The sequence below is a fragment of the Prevotella multiformis DSM 16608 genome, from assembly GCF_000191065.1.
Lineage (GTDB): Bacteria > Bacteroidota > Bacteroidia > Bacteroidales > Bacteroidaceae > Prevotella > Prevotella multiformis.
In genome coordinates, this window is sequence record NZ_GL872283.1 from 1,031,490 (window position 1) to 1,052,557 (window position 21,068).

A 21,068-nucleotide genomic window follows, 5' to 3' on the forward strand; every position below is an offset into this window, starting at 1 on the left:
CTCCAATCGGGCGTTACTTGAAGTCCAATCGGGCGTTACTTGGAAGTCAGACGGTGCTTGGTTGCAAAACAGGGAGATGTCGGCAGGATTCAAGTATGCGTTTTTCGGCTGTAAAATCAGTGCCCCGGAAGGATGTTTTGTAAAATTGTTTCACATTCATCGGCTGCAATATCTCCGTCAACCGGACAAGACCGAATGGGTGGACATTCGGGAAAGACAGCCTCCTCCCTTGCACATCAGCCTCCTCGAAGGCATGCCGCATGGCAGGGTGCTGCTGGTATGCCCGGTTGTGGTAAAACTTCCGCCGGCAAGCAGGAAATACCCGCCCGGCACACCGGCAGACATGTACATCCGTCTCTTGGGTCAATGCAACGCATGAGCGCTGAAGGCAGGGTGGGGGGCGATGGTCTTTTGTTACCTCTGCGTTGCAGTTTTGATTTCCCGAAGGTGGAAGCGGAGCGTTTTTTTGTTGTATTGTTTGCACGTTTTAGGAGAAAAGCATAATTTTGCGGCCATATATTCAGACAACTCAATTAGGTATCTAAAAAACAAAGGAAAATGATCGAACTGATACAGCCATACGTGGCGATTGCCGTGAAACTCATCACGGGTATGATTGGTATTCTGACCTTTCTGAGAATCACGGGCAAGACCCAGATGGGACAGCTGACACCGCTTGATACGGTAAGTGCATTCGTCATCGGCGCATTGGTCGGCGGTGTGCTTTATAATCCGGACATGACGATATGGCATCTTATCTTTGCCCTTGCCGTCTGGACAGGCTTCAATATGCTCGTCCGCTTTGCCATGCGCTCATCCATGTTGCGCCATCTTATAAAAGGAGAAAGCGTCTTCCTGGTGAAAGACGGTATCATCAATTTCAAGAATTTCAAGCGGAACAGCCTTGAAATGGAGCAGTTCAGACTGATGCTGAGGCAGAAGGGGATCTTCTCGATGTTTGATGTCGAGGATGTTCTTTTTGAAGCAAACGGTGCCGTCACGGTACTTTCCCCGGGAGACACCTCCTATTCTGTCCTGTTGGTGAACAACGGTCAGATTGTAGAGAGCAGCCTCGCCAAGGCCGGGAAGTCGCAGGCATGGGTACTGTGCGCCATCAAGCGGAACGGGTTCAAGGGGGCTTCGGAACTGTTCTGCATGGAATGGACGCCCCGGAAGGGTTTTTATTTTGTCACGTTCGAAGGTCATGTCAAGCGCGGAAAAGATGAGGTGGACGCCGATGAGATAGACCCGGACAACGCACAGGTATAGGCCTGCCGTTCTCCTTCTGAGGCATCAGCAGGAAGAAAGGGCATCGGGAAAATCTGCACAGGACTCCCGCATGGACGGGCCGGGGAAAGCCGGAGCCTCCCTAAGCAGTGCGCCGGCGGGGATTCCCTGAAGCAGCATAAGATGGAGGCAGCTGGCTATGGCTGTCGGCAATCATTACAGACGGTTGCTGACGGACACAACCAGCTGCCTTCACCGTTGTTTTTTCTTCTATTCTTGCACAAAGCCTATTTATGTGCGCATGATTATAAGGTAAGTGTTTTAAAATACTTTAAAATAGGAGCGGCATACTTGTCATTTTATTTCCCTTTTTACTATCTTTGTATGATAGAACAAAAATAAGTACTCTTTTTAAAAGCAATGTTTGAAAATTTAAGCGACCGTCTTGAACGCTCTTTTAAGATTCTTAAAGGAGAAGGAAAGATAACAGAAATAAATGTAGCGGAAACCCTGAAGGACGTGCGCAGAGCCCTGCTCGATGCCGATGTCAACTATAAAGTCGCCAAATCCTTTACTGACACCGTCAAGCAGAAGGCATTGGGCATGAACGTGTTGACAGCCGTCAAGCCCGGTCAGCTCATGGTGAAGATCGTACATGACGAACTGGCGGAGCTGATGGGCGGCGAGGCCGTAGGGTTGAACCTTTCCGGACGTCCGGCGGTCATTCTGATGAGTGGTCTGCAGGGTTCCGGTAAGACTACATTCTCCGGGAAGCTGGCGAACATGCTGAAGACGAAGGAGCATAAGAATCCTCTGCTGGTCGCCTGTGACGTTTACCGTCCTGCCGCTGTCGAGCAGTTGAAGGTTGTCGGCGGACAGGTCGGTGCACCTGTGTACAGCGAACCCGGGAACAAGAATGTGAACGAGATAGCCGATCATGCCATCGCCGAGGCAAAGGCACGGGGAAATGACGTGGTGATCATCGATACCGCCGGGCGCCTGGCGGTGGACGAGGAGATGATGGACGAGATAGAAAGTCTCAAGAACCATGTGAATCCTGACGAGACACTGTTCGTCGTCGACTCCATGACGGGGCAGGATGCGGTAAATACAGCCAAGGAGTTTAATGACCGGCTGGACTTCAACGGTGTAGTCCTTACAAAGCTCGACGGTGACACACGTGGCGGAGCAGCCCTGTCGATCCGCACCGTCGTGACGAAGCCTATCAAATTCATCGGTACAGGCGAAAAGATGGAGGCGGTCGACGTGTTCCATCCGGGGCGTATGGCCGACCGCATTTTGGGCATGGGTGATGTCGTTTCCCTTGTCGAGCGTGCGCAGGAACAGTTTGATGAAGAAGAGGCGAAACGCCTGCAGAAGAAGATCCAGAAGAACCAGTTTGACTTCAATGATTTCTACAACCAGATCCAGCAGATCAAGAAGATGGGCAATCTCAAGGACCTGGCCTCGATGATTCCCGGAGTGGGCAAGGCCATCCGCGACGTAGACATCGATGACAATGCCTTCAAGGGCATTGAGGCCATCATCCAGAGCATGACGCCGAAGGAACGATCGCACCCGGAGGTGCTGAACAATTCCCGCCGGCAGCGTATCGCCAAGGGGTCGGGTACGAATCTGCAGGAGGTTAACCGCCTGATCAAACAGTTCGACCAGACCCGCAAGATGATGAAGATGGTCACCGGATCGAAGATGGCCGGCATGATGGGACGTATGAAGGGCATGAAAGGAATGCCCGGCATGCCGAAGATGCCCAAGCTGTAACAGACTTTTATTTATCAATTAATACTTTACTATGGAATATCAGTTAATCGACGGAAAGGCAACCGCCACTGCCATCAAGCAGGAGATTGCCGAGGAAGTGAAGGCTATTGTAGCCGCAGGTGGAAAGCAGCCTCATCTGGCCGCCATATTGGTGGGGCACGACGGGGGAAGTGAAACCTATGTGAAGAATAAGGTGATTGCCTGTGAACAATGTGGCTTCAAATCCACGCTGATCCGTTTCGAGGCTGATGTTACCGAAGAGGAGCTTCTGGCCTGTGTGGAGAAGCTGAACAGAGATGCGGATGTAGACGGCTTTATCGTCCAGCTGCCGCTGCCGAAACATATCGATGAGCAGAAGATCATCATGGCGGTCGACTATCGCAAGGATGTGGATGGATTCCATCCCATCAATGTCGGACGGATGTCCATCGGGCTCCCATGTTTCATATCCGCTACACCGCTGGGTATCCTGACCTTGCTGCAGCATTATAAGATTGAAACGTCCGGGAAGAAGTGCGTCGTGCTGGGAAGAAGCAACATCGTCGGCAAGCCTATGGCACAGCTGATGATGCAGAAACAGTACGGCGATGCCACCGTGACGGTCTGCCATTCCCATTCGAGGGATCTGAAGAAGGAATGCCGTGAGGCCGACATCATCATCGCGGCAATCGGCAGACCGGACTTTGTAACGGCCGACATGGTAAAGCCGGGGGCCGTCGTCATAGATGTCGGTACGACCCGTGTGCCGGACTCTTCGCGCAAGAGCGGATTCCGGCTGAACGGAGATGTGAAGTTCGACGAGGTCGCTCCTCGCTGTTCTTTCATTACTCCGGTACCGGGTGGAGTGGGACCGATGACGATCTGCTCGCTGATGAAGAATACGCTTGCTGCGGGCAAGAAAGAATATTATCAATAGATGACAGCAGAAGAATATTTCCAGCTGGGGAACGAATGCCGGAAGAAAGGAGACTGGCAGAATGCCTTGGCAAACTATATGGAGGCTATCGAGCTGGACTCTGAGTCTCCGGCTGTCGTTGCGAAAGAGATGCTGGAGAGTATTCTCAACTTCTATAACAAGGATGCATATAATCCTTAAAATACAAAAACTATGAGCAAGATGAAAGGTGCCATCGTAGTAAACACTGACCGCTGCAAGGGATGCGAATTGTGCATCGTTGCGTGCCCGAAAGATGTGATTGCCTTGGCTCAGAAAAAGGTGAACGTCCACGGATACCCGTATGTCGAGTCTGCCGTACCGGAGTCCTGCATTGGCTGTGCAGCCTGTGCAATGGTCTGCCCCGACGGCTGTATTACGGTCTATCGCAAGAAAGTGGAGGAATGATTTATGGCAGAACAAGAAGTAAAATTGATGAAGGGGAACGAGGCGATCGCCCATGCCGCTATCCGCTGTGGCACGGACGGTTACTTCGGTTATCCTATTACCCCTCAGAGTGAGATAATCGAGACACTGGCCGCGCTGAAACCATGGGAGACGACCGGCATGGTCGTTCTCCAGGCCGAAAGCGAGGTGGCCTCTATCAACATGATTTATGGCGGTGCGGGAGCCGGCAAGCGTGTGCTGACGAGTTCGTCGTCGCCGGGCGTTGCCTTGATGCAGGAAGGTATCAGTTATATGGCTGGCGCGGAACTTCCGGGCGTGTTTGTCAATGTGCAGCGCGGCGGCCCCGGTCTGGGTACCATCCAGCCGAGCCAGAGTGATTATTTTCAGGCGACGCGAGGCGGCGGCAATGGCGATTACAATGTGATTGTATTGGCTCCGAGTTCCGTTCAGGAGATGGCCGATTTTGTCGATCTGGCGTTCGAGCTGGCTTTCAAATACCGCAATCCTGCTATGATTCTGTCTGATGGAGTCATCGGACAGATGATGGAGAAGGTTGTCCTTCCGCCGATAAAACCTCGCCGTACGGAGGAGGAAATCCGTAAAGAGTGTCCATGGGCTTCGATCGGGCGCACACCGGACCGCAAGCCGAACATCATCACATCCCTGGAACTGAAACCGGAGGTGATGGAGCAGAGAAACCTCCACTTACAGGAAAAGTATCGTCAGATACGTGAGAATGAAGTACGTTTCGAGACACAGCAGTGTGATGATGCCGATTACATCATCGTCAGTTTCGGCAGTGCCGCACGCATCGGCGAGAAGGCTGTCGAACTGGCCCGGGAGGACGGTTTGAAGGCCGGCCTGTTCCGTCCTGTCACGCTCTGGCCTTTCCCGAGCAGACAGCTTGCGGAACTCTGCAAGGGGAAAAAGGGTGTGCTGGTAAGTGAAATCAATGCCGGGCAGATGGTACAGGATGTCCGTCTTGCTGTCAACGGAGCCTTGCCGGTGGAGCATTTCGGCCGTCTGGGCGGTATTGTTCCCGACCCGGAAGAGATCGTCGCAGCACTCAAGGAAACGTTAGTAAAGTAAGGAGGGGAGGACTGTATTATGGCAAATAATATTATTTCACCGGAGAATCTGGTGTATAAGAAACCCGCCTTGATGAACGATACGACAATGCACTATTGTCCCGGCTGTTCGCATGGTGTGGTTCATAAGTTGGTTGCAGAAGTGATCGAAGAGATGGGAATGAGCGACAAGGCCGTCGGGGTCTGCCCTGTCGGCTGTGCCGTCTTTGCCTATCGTTATCTTGACATTGACTGGCAGGAAGCTCCCCATGGGCGTGCTCCGGCTGTGGCGACAGGCATCAAGCGGCTGTGGCCGGACCGCCTCGTCTTCACTTATCAGGGCGACGGTGACCTTGCCTGCATCGGTACGGCCGAAACCATCCATGCACTGAACCGCGGCGAGAATATTCCGATCATCTTCATCAACAATGCCATCTACGGCATGACGGGCGGACAGATGGCTCCGACCACTCTTATCGGTCAGAAGACCGCAACCTGTCCTTATGGGCGTGATCCGGAGCTGCATGGCTACAACCTGAACATTACCGAACTGGCAAGCCATCTGAAGGGTACTTGTTTTGTAACTCGTCAGAGCGTCGACTCCGTGGCTTCCATCAACAAGGCGAAACGGGCTATCCGCAAGGCATTCGAAGCAAGCATGCAAGGAAAAGGAAGCTCCCTGGTAGAGATCGTGTCAACGTGTAACAGCGGCTGGAAGCTCACGCCGGTAAAGGCGAATGAGTGGATGCGTGAGAATATGTTCCCGGAATACGAAAAAGGAGACCTGAAAGATACAACAGGGCTTTGATGAGCCCATGGCAATGTATCGCTGACAAGTAACAGGAGAAATCCGTCGGGAGGGCAGCCGGCTGCCTGTCCGCTGATTCATGAGAACGGGCATCCTGTCAGGTTGTTTTCCTCGTGAACATCAGCAATCTCCTACATATTAAATAAGGTGTAAAATGAAAAAAGAGATAATTATTAGCGGCTTTGGCGGTCAGGGTGTGCTCTCAATGGGCAAGATTCTGGCTTACTCCGGTCTGATGGAAGACAAGGAGATAACCTGGATGCCGGCTTACGGTCCCGAGCAGCGTGGCGGTACAGCCAACGTGACGGTCATCGTAAGCGACGAGCGCATCTCTTCCCCGATCCTCAGCAAGTATGATGTGGCGATCGTTCTGAACCAGCCTTCGCTGGATAAGTTTGAGCCCAAAGTGAAACCGGGCGGGATTCTCATTTACGACGGCTATGGTGTCTTCAATCCTCCGACCCGCAAGGACATTTCCGTCTATCGGGTCGATGCGATGGACAAGGCCGCAGAGATGAAGAATGCCAAGGTCTTCAACATGATAGTGCTGGGCGGGCTGCTGAAAGTATGTCCGGTAGTCAGTACCGATGGGCTGAAGAAGGCTCTGTTCAAGAGTCTGCCTGAACGGCATCATAATCTTATTCCGCTGAATATGCAGGCAGTGGAAGAAGGTATGAAGATCATTGAGCAGCAGTAACGGATAGGGGCGACCTTTCCATGTTGCTCTAAGAATAAAGGAAAAACCTGATTTTTTATAACTCTCTAATTTGTTTGAAGGGATCTTAGCAGTGATGCCACGGATCCCTTTTTTCTTTCCCGATAACTTCTCATACACACTACATGGGCGGACCATGAAAATCGCAGACAGACAGCAGATTGATTCATTGGAAGGAATCCTGGCAGCAGTGCTGCATGACAAAACGTCTATTTATCATAACTCCCATTATCTGAAAAGTTATATCTTTGCATTGTTAATTTAAAAATTCTTAATGTCATGTTCAATCAACGTAAACCCATGCTGTTTCAGACAACGAGGCACACTCTTATGATGTCTGTCACCGTTCAGCACTATGTCAATCCTCGTAACGGAGTTCATACCTACATCGTCCGCTGGCGTGAGGAGAACCAGCCCGACACTCTCGGTGATTATTATGTGGCGTTCCGTTCCTTCGCTTCCGCTGTCGATTTCATCTGTACCAATTTTGACGGTTGATGGATAAGTATGAGCGTGCTGCTTTCCGTTTTTCGCATTGCGCTTACCGTGATCTGATCGGATGCATTGATTTCATGTGTGTTGACTGCCCAGATCCTCGTGAGACTTACCAAATTTTTTTGAATTCTGAAAATAAAAAAAAATGTATTGCTTATGAAAAAGATTATCCTTTTCCTCAAGAAACTTCCTCCTGTCCTTTTTAAGTTCAGCGTTGGTGGTTTCATCCTTGTTTCTGTCACTCTCTACTTTCAGAGCTGTGTCACTTCGTTTGATGCCGATAAGTTCCACTTCCACGGTGTTGCTGGCAAGTGTAGTTCTAATTCTGTTGTAAAGGATTCGGTTCGCTGATGTCTGTTCTTGGTAATATCAATAGCTGCTTATCTCCTAAGCGCATTTATAACAAATATATTGATGAAACCTTGTATGTACCGTGTCGTAAGTGTTTCCGCTGCCGTGATTCCTATGCTTCAGATTGGTCTCGTCGTATTGAAAACGAGTGCAGGGAGCATCGTTTTTCGCTTTTCGTTACTTTGACCTATGACAACGAGCATATTCCTCTGTTTCAGCCTTTGGTCATGGATGATGGTTCTCATCCTGTCTGGTTTTCTAACAGGCTTTCAGAATCAGGCAAGTTTCTTTCCGATTCTGTCTGCCGTTCTCTTCCTCCACAGAAGATGGAGGATGAAGTCTGCTTTGCTTATCCGTGTAAAAAAGATGTGCAGGATTGGTTCAAGCGTCTTCGTTCTGCCGTTGATTATCAATTGAATAAAAATAAATCAAATGAGTTCAGAATTAGATACTTTATCTGTTCAGAGTATGGACCTAGGACGTTCCGTCCGCATTATCATGCCATATTGTGGTATGACAGCGAAGAACTGCAGCGGAACATTGGTCGGCTTATACGTGAAACTTGGAAGAACGGTAATTCGGTCTTCTCGCTCGTCAATAACTCCGCTTCCCAGTACGTTGCGAAATATGTTAACGGCGATACTCGTTTACCACCGTTTCTTCGCACTGAATTTACCTCTACGTTTCACTTGGCAAGTAAACACCCTTATATCGGGTATTGCAAGGCTGATGAAGAAGCGCTGCGCTCGAATGTCCTTGATGGAACTTACGGACAGAGTGTCCTCAACAGAGATAATGGGCAGTTTGAATTTGTTCCAACTCCCCGTAGTCTTGAAAATCGGCTCCTGCCTAAGTGTCGAGGATACCGCTCGTTATCTCATTCTGAAAGAATTCGAGTATATGCAGCTGCGTATGACTTTGAGCAGAGTGGCATAGATTTCCGTGGTCTTCTTCCTTTTGAGTTCAAGTCCGCATGCTATCCTTCTGTTGACATTCATGCTACTTTGGTCTGTCTTGATTGGTGTAAACGATATTCGATGACCCCCGAGATTTTCGTTTCTCTTTTAGAGGATTACTATTATCGTAAGGACATGTATCTTCTTCGCACTCAGTATGAGTATCAGGAAGCTTATATCAATCAGTTTGATATGCCTTTGCATCATCTTGTAGACTTTGATTTGCAGCTTTTTTCCTATCTTCCCCGTACTCGTAAGCTGTTTAATCAGTCGCCTTGGAAGGATGTCATGTTGACGTATGGTCTTCACGATTTCATGCTTTATGATGTCGATGGATTCATGAATTCTGAACTTATTAATATGATCGGTCAGAAGCATTCTCAGTTTTATAAAGATAATGTTGCACGTTATACTAAGATTCACAATGATTCTTTGAAGAATAAGCAGCTTAATGAGCTGTTAAATTCAAGTTTATTCACTTAATTTTTTTTTATGTCATTATTTAAAGTTCCGTCTCCAAAGCCGAGGCTTGCTCGCAATGGTTTTGATTTGAGTTCTCGGCGTGTTTTCAGTGCCAAGGCTGGTCAGCTCCTGCCTGTCGGCTGCTGGGAAGTCAATCCCAGTGAACATTTTCGTTTTCAGGTTCAGGACTTAGTCCGTACAACTACCGTCAATACTGCAGCCTTTGCTCGTATGAAGGAGTATTATCACTTTTTTTTCGTTTCTTACAGGTCTTTGTGGCAATGGTTTGATCAGTTTATCGTCGGCACTCCTAATCCTGTCAGTGCTCTTAACGGTATCGGTGTTTTGAACAATTCCAAACCTGATTACTCTTTCGTACCGAAGTCTGTTCCTTCGTTTGATGTTGACAGTGTTATTAATGCTGCATCTAAGTTTTCCGATGATTCGCAGGGTTTTTCCTATTTTGATGGTGCAATGAAGCTGCTTAATCTTCTTGGTTATGGCGTTTCATCCAACGGTGGACGTTATCCTTATTCCTCTCTTTCGGGTGGTTATTCCAAGAAAACTTCTATTGGTATTGATTTGATAGCTCCTTTCAAGCCTGTAAAGCCCAAGGCTTCTCCTTTGGTCTCTTCAGCTTCTCCTTTCCGGCTCCTTGCCTATCAGAAGATCTTCAATGATTTCTATCGTGTGCAGGATTGGTCAACCGCTGATGTTCGTTCGTTCAATATCGATGACTACGCCAGCGATTCCAATTTGAAGATTGAAGGTGATGTCGCTGCCAAGTTCTGTCAGATGCGTTATCGTCCGTACTCAAAGGATTGGATTACGTCTATGAAGCCTACCCCGTCTTATGATAAGGGTATTTTCAATCTCCCTGACTATGTCGGTCATGGTAATGGTGCTGTTTCTCGTTCTTCCAACGGTGTTTCTGGTGCCTCTACTTTCATCAATGGTGTTTCTGTCCTCAGTGTCAATGATTTGCGTGCTGCTTTCGCTCTTGATAAGATGCTGGAAGCTACTCGGCGTGCGAATGGTCTTGACTATTCATCGCAGATCGAGGCACATTTCGGTTTCCGTGTTCCTGAATCCCGTGCTGGTGATGCACGTTTCATCGGTGGTTTTGATAATCCTGTTGTCATTTCAGAGGTTGTCAATCAGTCTGAGTTTGACCGTGGTGCTGACGAATCTCCTTGTCTCGGTGATCTTGGTGGTAAAGGCGTTGGTTCATTGAATAGCTCTTCAATTGATTTTGATGTCAAGGAGCATGGTATCATCATGTGTATTTACAGCGTTGTTCCTCAGACTGAGTACAATGGTACTTACTTTGATCCTTTTAATCGTAAGTTACGGCGTGAGGATTTCTTTCAGCCCGAGTTCGCAGATTTGGGTTATCAGCCTGTTGTTACTTCTGATTTGATTTCGACTTACTTGGATAATCCTGTTCCAGATGGTCCTGAGAAACAGAAGCGTTTGGCTGCCGGTTACCCGTTGTCTTCAATTGAAGCTAACAACCGACTTCTTGGCTGGCAGGTTCGTTACAATGAGTACAAGACTTCTCGTGATCTTGTTTTCGGTGAATTCGAGTCCGGTTTGTCTCTTTCGTATTGGTGTTCACCTCGTTATGATTTCGGTTTTGATGGTAAAGCCGGTGATAAGAAGCTGGTTAATTCTCCTTGGTCTCCTGCGCATTTTTACGTCAATCCGTCTATCCTCAATACGATCTTTCTTGTATCTGCTGTCAAGGCAGACCACTTCCTTGTGAATTCTTTCTTTGATGTAAAGGCTGTTCGTCCTATGTCGGTTAGTGGCCTTGCTGGTCTTTGATCTTTGATTTTTTAAAATTATTTCTTTTATGTCTGGTTTTCATTTTAACCGTATGCCGTCTGACTGCTTCGTTGTTCCTTCCGTCCCTCTCGAGGTCAACGGTATCAACAACGGTTTGTCTGTTGTTGACGGTTCTATCTTTGATACGGTTTGTCCTGTGAACCCTGTTACAGGTCATCGTGATTCTATGTTATCTCGTCTTTTTTCGGGTGATGTTTCAGATTCTGAAAAGCAGTTGATCCTTTCGCAGCTGGCTGTTGTCAAAGGTGTTTCTTCTCCTGCAGGTCTTTCTGATGATGACATTTTGTCGTTGATTCCTTCACGTTATATGTCTGATCCTGTTGAGATGGAGCGTTACAAAGCCTTGGTTGATGAACTTCGCAAGCTTCGAGATGCTTCTAATGAGCCTTCAGATCCTGTTGAGCCGTCAGAGCCTTCAGGTCTCGGTCCTGGTCCTGGTGATCCTTCTTCTGTTTCTCCTTCTTCGGAGTGATTTTTTGTTCTGTCCCTGCAATATTGCAGGGACATTTCCGTTATCTTTAAAAATTTTTAATATGCCTATTGATCCTTCTATAATCGGTTCTGCCATCAGTGGCGGTGTTTCGCTGCTCGGTGGTCTCTTTGGCGGTCATTCCAACAAGACCGCCCAAGATCGTGCTAATGAGACTAACCTTCAGATAGCCCGTGAGGCTAATCAGAATCAGTATCAGATGTTTCAGGAGCAGAACGCATTTAATGAACGCATGTGGAATCAGATGAATCAGTATAATTCGCCTGCAGCCCAGATGCAGCGTTACACTGATGCTGGTATTAACCCTTATATCGCTGCTGGTAATGTTCAGACAGGCAATGCGCAGTCTGCTTTGCAGTCTGCCCCTGCTCCGCAGCAGCATGTTGCACAGGTCATGCCTGCAACAGGCATGGGTGATGCCGTTCAGAATTCTTTTGCCCAGATCGGTAATGTCATTTCGCAGTTTGCACAGAATCAGCTGGCTTTGGCGCAGGCTAAGAAGACTGATGCTGAAGCGAGTTGGATTGATCGTCTTAACTCTGCTCAGATGGGTAAGCTCGGTGCAGAGACTTTGAACATTCATAATCAGAATTCGCTTCTTGGTCTTGATTATCAAATTAAATCCGATACTCTTGGTAATTACAAGCTTCTGTCTGATCTTTCAGTTCAGCAAGCTGCTTTGACTAACAATTTGGTTGATGCACAGACACGTAAAGCTCTTTTTGAATCCGACTTGGCTATGGTTGAAAGTCATATTAAAGCTAAGTATGGTGAAAAGCAGGTTTTGCAGGAAATTTCGGAGAGCGTCTCTCGTCAGTATCTTAATTATGTTTCGGCTCATAATTCTGAAAAGTTGACTACTGCACAATGTAATTTGATGTTTGAGCAGGCTAAGACTGAGGTTGAGAAGCGTTTTGGTATTCGTTTGGATAATGATACTTCTCGTAAGATTTCGAATTTCGTTGTAGATTCGTATCATTCAAATGCAAAGATTGATGCTAATCAGGCTCGTATTTCGTTTTTTGATGCTCTTAAAGCTGGTAAGGACGATAAGCATTATAATGCTAACAATTGGATTCGTTGGATTTCAAGTTTCGTTCCTTTCGCTTCCGGTCTTGGTTCTTCTTCGATTTCAACTTTTGGACGTTCTACTCCTGTTAAGGGTATTCGCTGATTGTATGTTGATTGTATGTTTAGTTTAAAGTTTATATATCGTATTTTGCGTTGTCTTTTAATTTATGTTTTTATAATGTGGTTTTTGGCAGCGCTGATCGGATTTTGTGTTTTGGTTTATAATCTTATCTTTTGATTTAATTTAGCCACTCTTCGGAGTGGCTTTTTTGTTTCATCTTATCCCACGACTGCCCCGCTGCCCGACGTGAGGAGAGGCAGAAACAACCCCTTCAGTCCGTTAGGCGCAAGGCGACCCCCGGGAGCCGTCCGCTAAATACTTTTTGTATGCTGCTCTTTGGAATTTTTCTAATGTGCTGCTCTTTGGAATCTTTCTAATGTGCTGCTCTTTGATGTGAATTCTAACAGTTTTCACGGATGTGTCGCTGCTTTAACGGTGGCAGCGATGTCCCCTACTTGACCTATACCACAAAAACTGACAGAAAATTTTTTATAAACACTATTTTACATATATGTTAAATCTATGTTAAACTTATTTTTTTGTTTTATTTATCATACCTCCCATTATTTAAATAGTGTGGAGTAATATTGAAAGAAGCTGGGATCTTTCCTTTCAAAGACTTCTGTATCGTTGCAAGCCTGTTTGTCCAACATTTTTTCAGAATAGCATCTCAGACACGTATTCAATCTGATGTTTGGCAGACGGGATTCCTTTTAGGCGCATTGAGCCGACATATTTCTTGTCAGAATACAGCGGACTATGCTAATGAAAGAGAAAAATTAGAGACAGCGCATAAGGACTATAAAAAAAGATAGTCGGAGAAAGCTATGATATTGAGATGACAATGTGAATTTATGCTGAAACGGGCGACAACTTCCACGGTTCACCATCACATCCTTTCGTTTGAATTGCTGGGAACAGGATTCCCGACCGGTCGGGAATCCTGTTCCCAGCGGTCGGGACTGCCGTTCCCAAGGCTTGGGAATCACATTCCCATTGCAGTTTAATGCTGTTGGTTGTGTAGTTTAATATTTCTGATTGACTACCTTCCGTCTTATTTTCAAGACCGGTTGGATGAGTTAAGAATCCGTTTTAACAGTTGTTGACGATAAGTCGTTTCAGGCGGGCACTTCAACATAGACAACAATCTCATGGAACAAGCTATTAGACCTGTCGCGCTTGGAAGAAAAAAGTTTGAAAGTTGTCAAGTTATAAATTTGCATTTAGTTGACAACCTATCATCTTGTTTTCAAACTTAGTTGACGGCTTGAAAAGTTTGTTTTTTGCTCATTCTCCTGCTGTTCTGCAGACTCAACGGCCGGCTGTCAGGAGAATCTCTGTGGCAGAACCGATGCCGGACGGTCTACCCTATTATGTCGTGATAGTCCTTATCGAATGTCTGCGGATGGCGTCCCATCAGCACGGTGTTAAGCAGGCAGTTGGCGACAAGCTCCTCGCTTGACAGATCCACCTTCGGGTCTTTCTTGACTTCTTTTCCGAGAAGCACGTTCCACGGACCGTTGAAATCACGGTCATCAGCCCCGAAGAACATTTCGCTGGCACCCGGATCCTCCATCAGCTGATACCGGATCTGTTTCTTGGACATCACAGGCGGGATGTCCAGCAGCAGGTCGTAGGCATGGCGGAACTGTGCGCGCAGACGGCGCCCTTTGGGAAACATAAGACCTATCTGCGGATAGATCTCGTCAAAATCATAAGCCTGGAACAACTCTTTCAATTTCATACTATTCCGTTCTTTTATTTGCTGTCAGAAAATTGACATGTAAACATTTCCCAATCCTGCAGATCCTTTCGGGAAGCCGGTGGAAAATCTGTCGGTATGCAAAGTTACATTATTTTTTTTGATACGCTTGCAAGTTAGAACATTAATTCGTATATTTGCAGCGTTATCACTAACCACGGAGGACATAGGCTAATACATCCTCCCATAAACATTTCAAATACACATGAGAAGAGACCAGGAAATTTTTGACCTTATCGAGTTGGAACACAAACGCCAGCTCAAGGGGATGGAGCTGATTGCATCGGAGAATTTCGTCAGTGACGAAGTCATGCAGGCCATGGGATCCTACCTGACGAACAAGTATGCCGAAGGCTATCCCGGCAAGCGCTACTACGGTGGCTGCCAGGTGGTAGACCAAGTAGAGACAATTGCCATTGAGCGTATAAAGCAGCTCTTCGGTGCAGAATTTGCCAACGTGCAGCCCCATTCCGGCGCACAGGCCAACCAGGCGGTACTGCTTGCCGTTCTGAAGCCCGGAGACACCTTCATGGGTCTTGACCTTGACCAGGGCGGACATCTTTCTCATGGCAGCGAGGTGAATACGTCAGGTATCCTTTATCACCACATCGGCTATACGCTCAACCGTGAGACCGGACGCGTCGACTATGACGAGATGGAACGGCTCGCACGCGAACACAAACCCAAGCTCATCATCGGCGGTGGCTCCGCTTACAGCCGTGAATGGGACTATAAGCGTATGCGCCAGATTGCAGACGAGGTGGGCGCACTGCTGATGGTCGACATGGCTCACCCTGCAGGACTCATCGCGGCAGGCCTGCTTGACAATCCCGTGAAATATGCCCATATCGTTACCACAACCACCCACAAGACACTCCGCGGTCCTCGTGGCGGCGTGATTCTCATGGGTAAAGACTTCGAGAATCCATGGGGGCTGACGACAAAGAAAGGTGTCGTGAAACCGATGTCCATGCTCCTCAACTCTGCTGTCTTCCCCGGAAACCAGGGCGGCCCGCTGGAGCACGTCATCGCCGCCAAGGCAGTCGGTTTCGGTGAGAACCTGCTGCCGAGCTGGAAGGAATATGCCCTGCAGGTGAAGAAGAATGCTTCAGTTCTGGCCCAGGCGCTTATTGACAAGGGCTTCAGCATCGTCAGCGGCGGTACGGACAACCATTCCATGCTGCTCGACCTGCGTCAGAAGTACCCTGACCTAACGGGTAAGGTGGCTGAGACGGCTCTTGTTGCAGCTGACATCACAGCCAACAAGAACAAAGTTCCGTACGATGAGCGTTCTGCTTTCCAGACAAGCGGTCTGCGTCTCGGCACGGCTGCAATGACGACCCGCGGCTGCAAGGAAGACATGATGCTGCTCTGTGCCGACCTCATCGATGAGGTGCTGGCAGACCCGGAGAACGAGCAGGTCATCAAACGTGTACGTGAGAAGGTGAATGAGACGATGAAGGATTATCCGCTCTTCGCTTACTAAGGGCAATATCATTGCTGTATCTGAAAGATACAAAACAAAAGAAGGTGTGCAGGAAATCCTGCACACCTTCTTTTGTTTTCCTGCCAGGACATTGGTTTGAAGCCTTGAGGAAACCGGGCACAATAAGGCTTTCGTATTCGGCAGAGGGAGGTCCGGATGGACTTTTTTTATAGAACAGGCATGAAATCCGATATTTTTATGTAAGTTTGCAATCGCAATAGGTTCATTACCCAATATGATTAAAAAGGGAAAGCGGTGCAAATCCGCTACTGTCCCGCAGCTGTAAGCTATCCGCCGGGCAAACTGAAGCCACTGGTTCTGCTAATCCGGGAAGGCGTTTGCCCCCATTTGGATAACAAGTCAGAAGACCTGCCATTGCAAGTCGTTGCATCCCTCGAGGAAGGGCACTGCATAGAATCCTTTGAAACAAGCAAGAAGACATGAGGCGACTGGCTTCTTACACATTGTTGTTGTGCCCGATCGGAACAATGGCACAGACTGTCGGCGCAGATTCGGTTCATTCGATACAGGAGGTAGTGGTCAATGGGTTCCATATTCCTGGAAACATCTTGTCAAGTTCACCCGTACAGACGCTCTCGCACGCTGACATGGAACGGATCGGCATCATCGACATGGGTGATGCCCTGAAGCAGTTCGCCGGCGTACAGGTAAAGGATTATGGCGGCGTAGGCGGTATGAAGACGGTCAATATCCGTGGGCTGGGTGCAGGACATACAGGTGTTGTCTATGACGGCGTACAGGTCGGCGACTGCCAGAGCGGACAGGTCGACCTCTCCCGCTTCACCCTTGACAATGTGTCGCTCGTTAGCCTCCAGATAGGACAGGACGATAATATCTACCGGAGTGCCAAGTCTTTTTCATCCGCAGGCCTGATAAACATCAGTACATTGCATGACAGCAATAATGACCGCAGGAACAGCCTTGCTGCAACCGTCCGTACAGGCAGCTATGGCGTGTTCTCCCCTTCCCTACTCTACCACCGGCAATTCTCCCATCTCGGCATCAGTGCATACGGGAGCTGTGAAAGGGCCGACGGCATCTATGCGTTCAAACTGAAAAACGGCAACAGGACCATCCATGAACACCGTAACAACAGCGACATTGAGACGTGGCGGGGAGAGCTGAACATGGACTGGCAGCCCGGCAACCATCAGACGATGAAATGGAAGACTTACGGTTTCGTGTCTCATAGAGGACTGCCGGGGGCTGTCATCTATGACAACCCCTACTCTGCCGAAAGACTTGTCGACAAGAATGTGTTTACACAATTCGCCTATGAGAATAGATTCAGCCGGTGCGTCAAGCTGAAAGCAGCTGCCAAGTGGAACTACACGTGGTCGCGCTATTCGGATGTACCTGCCGCCGGCTACAAGGAGGACATCTACAGACAACAGGAGGCCTATCTCACTGCAACATTATGGAGTGCGCCTATGCGGGGACTGCATCTGTCGCTGGCACAGGATTATGCCCGCAACCACCTGTCCATGACGCTTGCGCAGGCGGCCAATCCGACACGCAATTCGCTGTGGACGGCATTGGCAGCCAGCTATCATGCCGGGCAGTTCACCATCAACACCTCCCTCCTTGCAACGAATATTACGGAACAGACAGAACAGGGCCGTCCTTCTGACGGTTTCCACCGGCTCTCTCCAGCTTTCAGCCTGCAATGGCACTGTCTGGAAGGGCTTCGCTTCCGTCTCGGCTACAAGGACATCTTCCGGACACCTACGTTAAACGAACTCTATTATACAGGCGTGGGAAACAGGCATCTGCACCCGGAGAAATCAAGACAATGGAATCTTGGAGCAACCTACAGTCATGTGTTCAGCCACATGATTCAGCTTTCGCTGACGGCTGACGGCTATTTAGGAAATGTCACAGACAAAATCATCGCTGTGCCCAAGATGTTCTACTGGCAGATGATGAATGCCGGGAAGGTACGACAGATAGGGCTCGATCTGTCTGCCAACATGGAGAAACGATGGAATGAGGGGTTGTCAGTCAGTGTTATTGGGAGCTACAGTCTTCTCAAGGCTACCGACAGAACCGACCCTGCCGATGTCTACTATGGTGACCAGATCGCCTATACTCCACGCCATTCAGGGGCTGCGAGCATACTGCTGCACACATCATGGGCCGACCTTGGTTACAATGTCTTGTGGATGGGCGAGCGTTACTCATTGGGCTATGCCATTCCGCAGAACCGAATGGCAGGCTTTGCCGACCACAGCATTACACTGTCCAAGGAACTTCGTGTCTTCCATCAGCAGCTGCGAATACAGTTCGACTTGCGCAATCTTGGAAACAAAAACTATGAGATAGTAAGATTCTACCCCATGCCCGGTACGAACTGGCGGCTCTCTATAAGCTGGAAAGGCCGTGGAAAAGTAAAAAGGTAAAAAAGGAAAAAGGGGAAGGAAAAAAGAAAAAGATGAGAGGAGGAAAATGGAAAAGCAAGATGTGAATAGCAGAAGCATTAAAATCAATTATATTTAAAACAACAAGAACAATGAAAAAGAATCTTCTTGCGCTGGGCATCATCCTGATGGCTGCGCTTACATTCACCGCCTGTAGCGATGACAATGACTTTGACGACGGCAGGCAACAGCCAGAGGTCGCCAATCCTACAACTTACGTTGCCTGCGCCGGCAATTTCAAAGCCAACGACGGCACTGTCGGCATCCTCTTCTATAATGCTACGGCACGCCCGACATCACCCTTTCGTTATTACGATGCTTATACTGCACAGAACGGAGAAGAGGTGGGCGATGCACAGGACCTGATCGTCGTCGGCGACAAGGTGGTCATAACCGGGACGACTTCTTCAAAGATAGAAATCCTGAACCGTTTAGGACGGCTTGAAAAGAAAATCCTCATGCCGAAAGTTGAGCCACGCTATCTGGCTACAGACGGAAAGTATGTTTACTTCTCGGCATACAGCGGGAAAATCTACAAGATGAATCCCAATGATCTGCAGAAGCCGATCATCGACTCTGTTGAAGTCGGTCCATATCCGGAAGCAATCTCCGTTGCAAACGGAAAGCTCTATGCAAATATGTCTGACCACAACTTTGACAACAAGGGTAAATCCATTTCCGTTGTCGACCTCGGTTCGTTCAAGAAAGTCAAGGAGATAGAAGTAGTGCTGAACCCTTACAACCAGAGTATTGCTGTGGGCAATGACATTTATTTTGTTTCCAATTACCATAGCGAGAATGCCCTCGTGCAGAAGATTGATGCAACAACCGACAAGGTTACCAGCGTCTGCAAGGCAAGTGCCATTGCCTATGATGCGCCAAAGAAAGCACTCGTATGCTTATACGCAGCTTACTATGATACGGCTAAGCGGTTCTTCTTCTATGATCTGAAGACCGGTGCGGAGACCGACATCGCCATGACGGGACTGAAGAGTCCGCAGCAGGTGAACGTAGACAGCAAAGGACAGATTTATGTCATTGACAACCCGAGTTACAAGGCACCGAGCGAAGTGTTCTACTATTCGCCGGCAGGCAAGCTCATCCAGGGGAATATCCAGGTGGGCTACAGCGCACAGAACGTGAGGTTCGCCAATTAAGCAATATTGGGGAAAGAAGACTGCTGCACGCTGACGGCGGTCTTTACAGACCGAACATATCCTATTAGCCGAGGGAGCATCGATGCAGATTGACGCTCCCTCTGCTTGTTGTCTGCCGGCAGGACAAAGTCCCTTTTCTTGCCGCCTTGCCTGCCGGGCTTGTCACACAGGGTTCGCTTATCTTCCTCCAGAATCATATTTCTTACAAATCACTTTGTCTTTCCATATCTTTTTTATACTTTTGGCAGCAGAAATCAAGAATAATAGAATGAGACAGATCATTAACCATTTCACAGACGACGACCTCTACAAGCTGACCATGTGCTGTGCCGTCATTGACAATTACCCACGTGCGCACGTGCGTTACCAGTTTGTAGACCGTGATGACATGGTCTATCCTGATGGATTCGCTCGTGAAGTGGAACACCAGATAGAGTTGCTGGAGTCGGTAGTCATTACCGATGAGGAGATAAGTTTTCTTCGCCAGAAGTGTTATTATCTGCCCGAATGGTTCTTGACTTACCTCCGCGGCTTCCGCTTTTCACGTGACTGGGTGAAGGTGTGGCAGAATGACCAGGGGCATCTTCATGTTGAGTTTGAAGGGCTGTGGGCAGACACGATACTGCTTGAAGTGAAGGTACTCGCCATCATTTCAGAGCTGTTTTATATGTTTAACGAACAGGCACGGGGATTCGATTACCAGGAACTTTATGACAAGACCTATCACAAAACTGAGCGGTTGCTTGAAGCTGGCTGCGTCTTCTCCGACTTCGGCACACGCCGTCGGGCGAGTCTGGTCGCTGAGGATACAGCCGTCCGTGCCATGAAAGACTGCTATGACAGCCGCGAGTGGAAAGGCAGATTTGTCGGAACGAGCAATATCCACCTTGCCATGAAGTACGACCTGATGCCTGTCGGCACGATGGCACACGAGTTCATCTGTGCCATCGGCGGTATGTTCGGTCCGCAGATGGCCAATTACATGGCGATGGAGGCATGGCGGAAGACCTATCGGGGTGCACTCGGGACTTATCTCTACGATTCGTTCGGCTGGGACATCTTCTCCTATAACTTCTCGGAAGACTTCGCCAATCAGTTCAAAGGGCTCCGCATTGACTCGGGAGACAATTTCGAGCAGCTGGAGAAAATCATCGCCAAATACAAGTCCTTCGGCATTGATTCCCGTGACAAGCAGGTACTGTTCTCAAACGCACTGGACACAGACAGGGCAATCGAGATACAGCATTATGCCGAGGGACGTGTAAAGCCGTCGTTCGGCATCGGTACACATTTCACCAACGACTTCCCCCATGTGAAGCCGATGAACATCGTCATCAAGCTGGTTGCCGTGAAAATCACGGAGTCGTGGCCCTTCTACAACGACACCTGCAAGATTTCAGAGGATAAGGGGAAGCATACGGGCAGGCCCGAGGTCATCAAGAGGTTTATGGAAGCCATACATTACAAGGAGTAAAGTCCGCACCGCAAAAGGAGCATGCTGACGAATTGCAGAAAGACGGTAATAAGGCTGTGTCAAAAGTCCATATGGG

General features: G+C 48.5%; 19 protein-coding genes, 1 pseudogene and 1 riboswitch. Of the genes and pseudogenes, 19 read left to right on the forward strand and 1 reads right to left on the reverse strand.

What is annotated here, in order from left to right:
- Nucleotides 1-558: 558 nt before the first annotated feature.
- The 15 genes and pseudogenes from HMPREF9141_RS09500 to HMPREF9141_RS13915 all read left to right on the forward strand — a co-directional run.
- On the forward strand, nucleotides 559-1,269 hold the full coding sequence (locus HMPREF9141_RS09500; RefSeq protein ID WP_007368504.1) for a DUF421 domain-containing protein: 711 nt from the start codon (nucleotides 559-561) through the stop codon (nucleotides 1,267-1,269).
- A 378-nt stretch (nucleotides 1,270-1,647) separates the two neighbouring features.
- Nucleotides 1,648-3,009: a signal recognition particle protein gene (gene ffh / locus HMPREF9141_RS09505; RefSeq protein WP_007368506.1), complete on the forward strand. Its 1,362-nt coding sequence runs from the start codon at nucleotides 1,648-1,650 to the stop codon at nucleotides 3,007-3,009.
- 31 nt (nucleotides 3,010-3,040) lie between these two features.
- Entirely contained in the window at nucleotides 3,041-3,925 is an 885-nt protein-coding gene (folD, locus tag HMPREF9141_RS09510; protein WP_007368507.1) for a bifunctional methylenetetrahydrofolate dehydrogenase/methenyltetrahydrofolate cyclohydrolase FolD, read from the forward strand.
- Entirely contained in the window at nucleotides 3,926-4,105 is a 180-nt protein-coding gene (locus HMPREF9141_RS09515) for a tetratricopeptide repeat protein (RefSeq protein WP_007368508.1), read from the forward strand.
- Between the two features lie 12 nt (nucleotides 4,106-4,117).
- Nucleotides 4,118-4,351: a 4Fe-4S binding protein gene (locus HMPREF9141_RS09520; protein WP_007368509.1), complete on the forward strand. Its 234-nt coding sequence runs from the start codon at nucleotides 4,118-4,120 to the stop codon at nucleotides 4,349-4,351.
- 3 nt (nucleotides 4,352-4,354) lie between these two features.
- Nucleotides 4,355-5,440, forward strand: coding sequence for a 3-methyl-2-oxobutanoate dehydrogenase subunit VorB (locus tag HMPREF9141_RS09525; protein WP_007368510.1), 1,086 nt, complete (start codon nucleotides 4,355-4,357; stop codon nucleotides 5,438-5,440).
- A gap of 18 nt (nucleotides 5,441-5,458) precedes the next feature.
- Complete coding sequence (locus HMPREF9141_RS09530) at nucleotides 5,459-6,226, forward strand: thiamine pyrophosphate-dependent enzyme (RefSeq protein ID WP_007368511.1); 768 nt, start codon at nucleotides 5,459-5,461, stop codon at nucleotides 6,224-6,226.
- A gap of 154 nt (nucleotides 6,227-6,380) precedes the next feature.
- A complete protein-coding gene (locus HMPREF9141_RS09535) occupies nucleotides 6,381-6,923 on the forward strand; it encodes a 2-oxoacid:ferredoxin oxidoreductase subunit gamma family protein (RefSeq protein ID WP_007368512.1) in 543 nt (180 codons plus the stop codon).
- A gap of 348 nt (nucleotides 6,924-7,271) precedes the next feature.
- Entirely contained in the window at nucleotides 7,272-7,439 is a 168-nt protein-coding gene (locus tag HMPREF9141_RS09545; protein WP_156792449.1) for a hypothetical protein, read from the forward strand.
- Between the two features lie 153 nt (nucleotides 7,440-7,592).
- The gene (locus HMPREF9141_RS13435) at nucleotides 7,593-7,787 is read left to right on the forward strand and encodes a hypothetical protein (RefSeq protein WP_156792450.1); all 195 of its coding nucleotides are present in this window, start codon (nucleotides 7,593-7,595) and stop codon (nucleotides 7,785-7,787) included.
- Nucleotides 7,787-9,226 (forward strand): rolling circle replication-associated protein, encoded by a 1,440-nt coding sequence (locus tag HMPREF9141_RS13440; protein ID WP_007368516.1) that lies wholly within the window; start codon nucleotides 7,787-7,789, stop codon nucleotides 9,224-9,226. Before HMPREF9141_RS13435 ends, HMPREF9141_RS13440 begins: the two co-directional genes overlap by 1 nt.
- Before the next feature lie 9 nt (nucleotides 9,227-9,235).
- Nucleotides 9,236-11,032 (forward strand): major capsid protein, encoded by a 1,797-nt coding sequence (locus tag HMPREF9141_RS09565; protein WP_083809447.1) that lies wholly within the window; start codon nucleotides 9,236-9,238, stop codon nucleotides 11,030-11,032.
- 28 nt (nucleotides 11,033-11,060) lie between these two features.
- Nucleotides 11,061-11,525, forward strand: a complete 465-nt coding sequence (locus HMPREF9141_RS13445; protein WP_156792451.1) for a hypothetical protein — start codon at nucleotides 11,061-11,063, stop codon at nucleotides 11,523-11,525.
- A 61-nt stretch (nucleotides 11,526-11,586) separates the two neighbouring features.
- Nucleotides 11,587-12,717: a hypothetical protein gene (locus HMPREF9141_RS09570; protein ID WP_156792452.1), complete on the forward strand. Its 1,131-nt coding sequence runs from the start codon at nucleotides 11,587-11,589 to the stop codon at nucleotides 12,715-12,717.
- Nucleotides 12,718-13,808: 1,091 nt separating this feature from the next.
- A pseudogene (locus HMPREF9141_RS13915) lies at nucleotides 13,809-13,934 on the forward strand (IS66 family transposase); the annotation flags it as partial.
- A 104-nt stretch (nucleotides 13,935-14,038) separates the two neighbouring features.
- On the opposite strand, the gene HMPREF9141_RS09575 reads toward HMPREF9141_RS13915, so the two are convergent.
- Complete coding sequence (locus HMPREF9141_RS09575) at nucleotides 14,039-14,419, reverse strand: hypothetical protein (protein WP_007368520.1); 381 nt, start codon at nucleotides 14,417-14,419, stop codon at nucleotides 14,039-14,041.
- A gap of 223 nt (nucleotides 14,420-14,642) precedes the next feature.
- Here HMPREF9141_RS09575 and glyA point away from each other — a divergent pair, with 223 nt between their 5' ends.
- The 4 genes from glyA (at nucleotide 14,643) to pncB (ending at nucleotide 20,992) form a co-directional block, all read left to right on the forward strand.
- The gene (gene glyA, locus HMPREF9141_RS09580; RefSeq protein ID WP_007368521.1) at nucleotides 14,643-15,923 is read left to right on the forward strand and encodes a serine hydroxymethyltransferase; all 1,281 of its coding nucleotides are present in this window, start codon (nucleotides 14,643-14,645) and stop codon (nucleotides 15,921-15,923) included.
- 201 nt (nucleotides 15,924-16,124) lie between these two features.
- Nucleotides 16,125-16,314: riboswitch (cobalamin riboswitch) on the forward strand.
- Between the two features lie 49 nt (nucleotides 16,315-16,363).
- Complete coding sequence (locus HMPREF9141_RS09585; protein ID WP_007368522.1) at nucleotides 16,364-18,343, forward strand: TonB-dependent receptor plug domain-containing protein; 1,980 nt, start codon at nucleotides 16,364-16,366, stop codon at nucleotides 18,341-18,343.
- 110 nt (nucleotides 18,344-18,453) lie between these two features.
- Nucleotides 18,454-19,518, forward strand: coding sequence for a YncE family protein (locus tag HMPREF9141_RS09590; RefSeq protein WP_007368523.1), 1,065 nt, complete (start codon nucleotides 18,454-18,456; stop codon nucleotides 19,516-19,518).
- A 268-nt stretch (nucleotides 19,519-19,786) separates the two neighbouring features.
- Nucleotides 19,787-20,992, forward strand: a complete 1,206-nt coding sequence (gene pncB / locus HMPREF9141_RS09600) for a nicotinate phosphoribosyltransferase (protein ID WP_174256072.1) — start codon at nucleotides 19,787-19,789, stop codon at nucleotides 20,990-20,992.
- Nucleotides 20,993-21,068 lie beyond the last annotated feature (76 nt).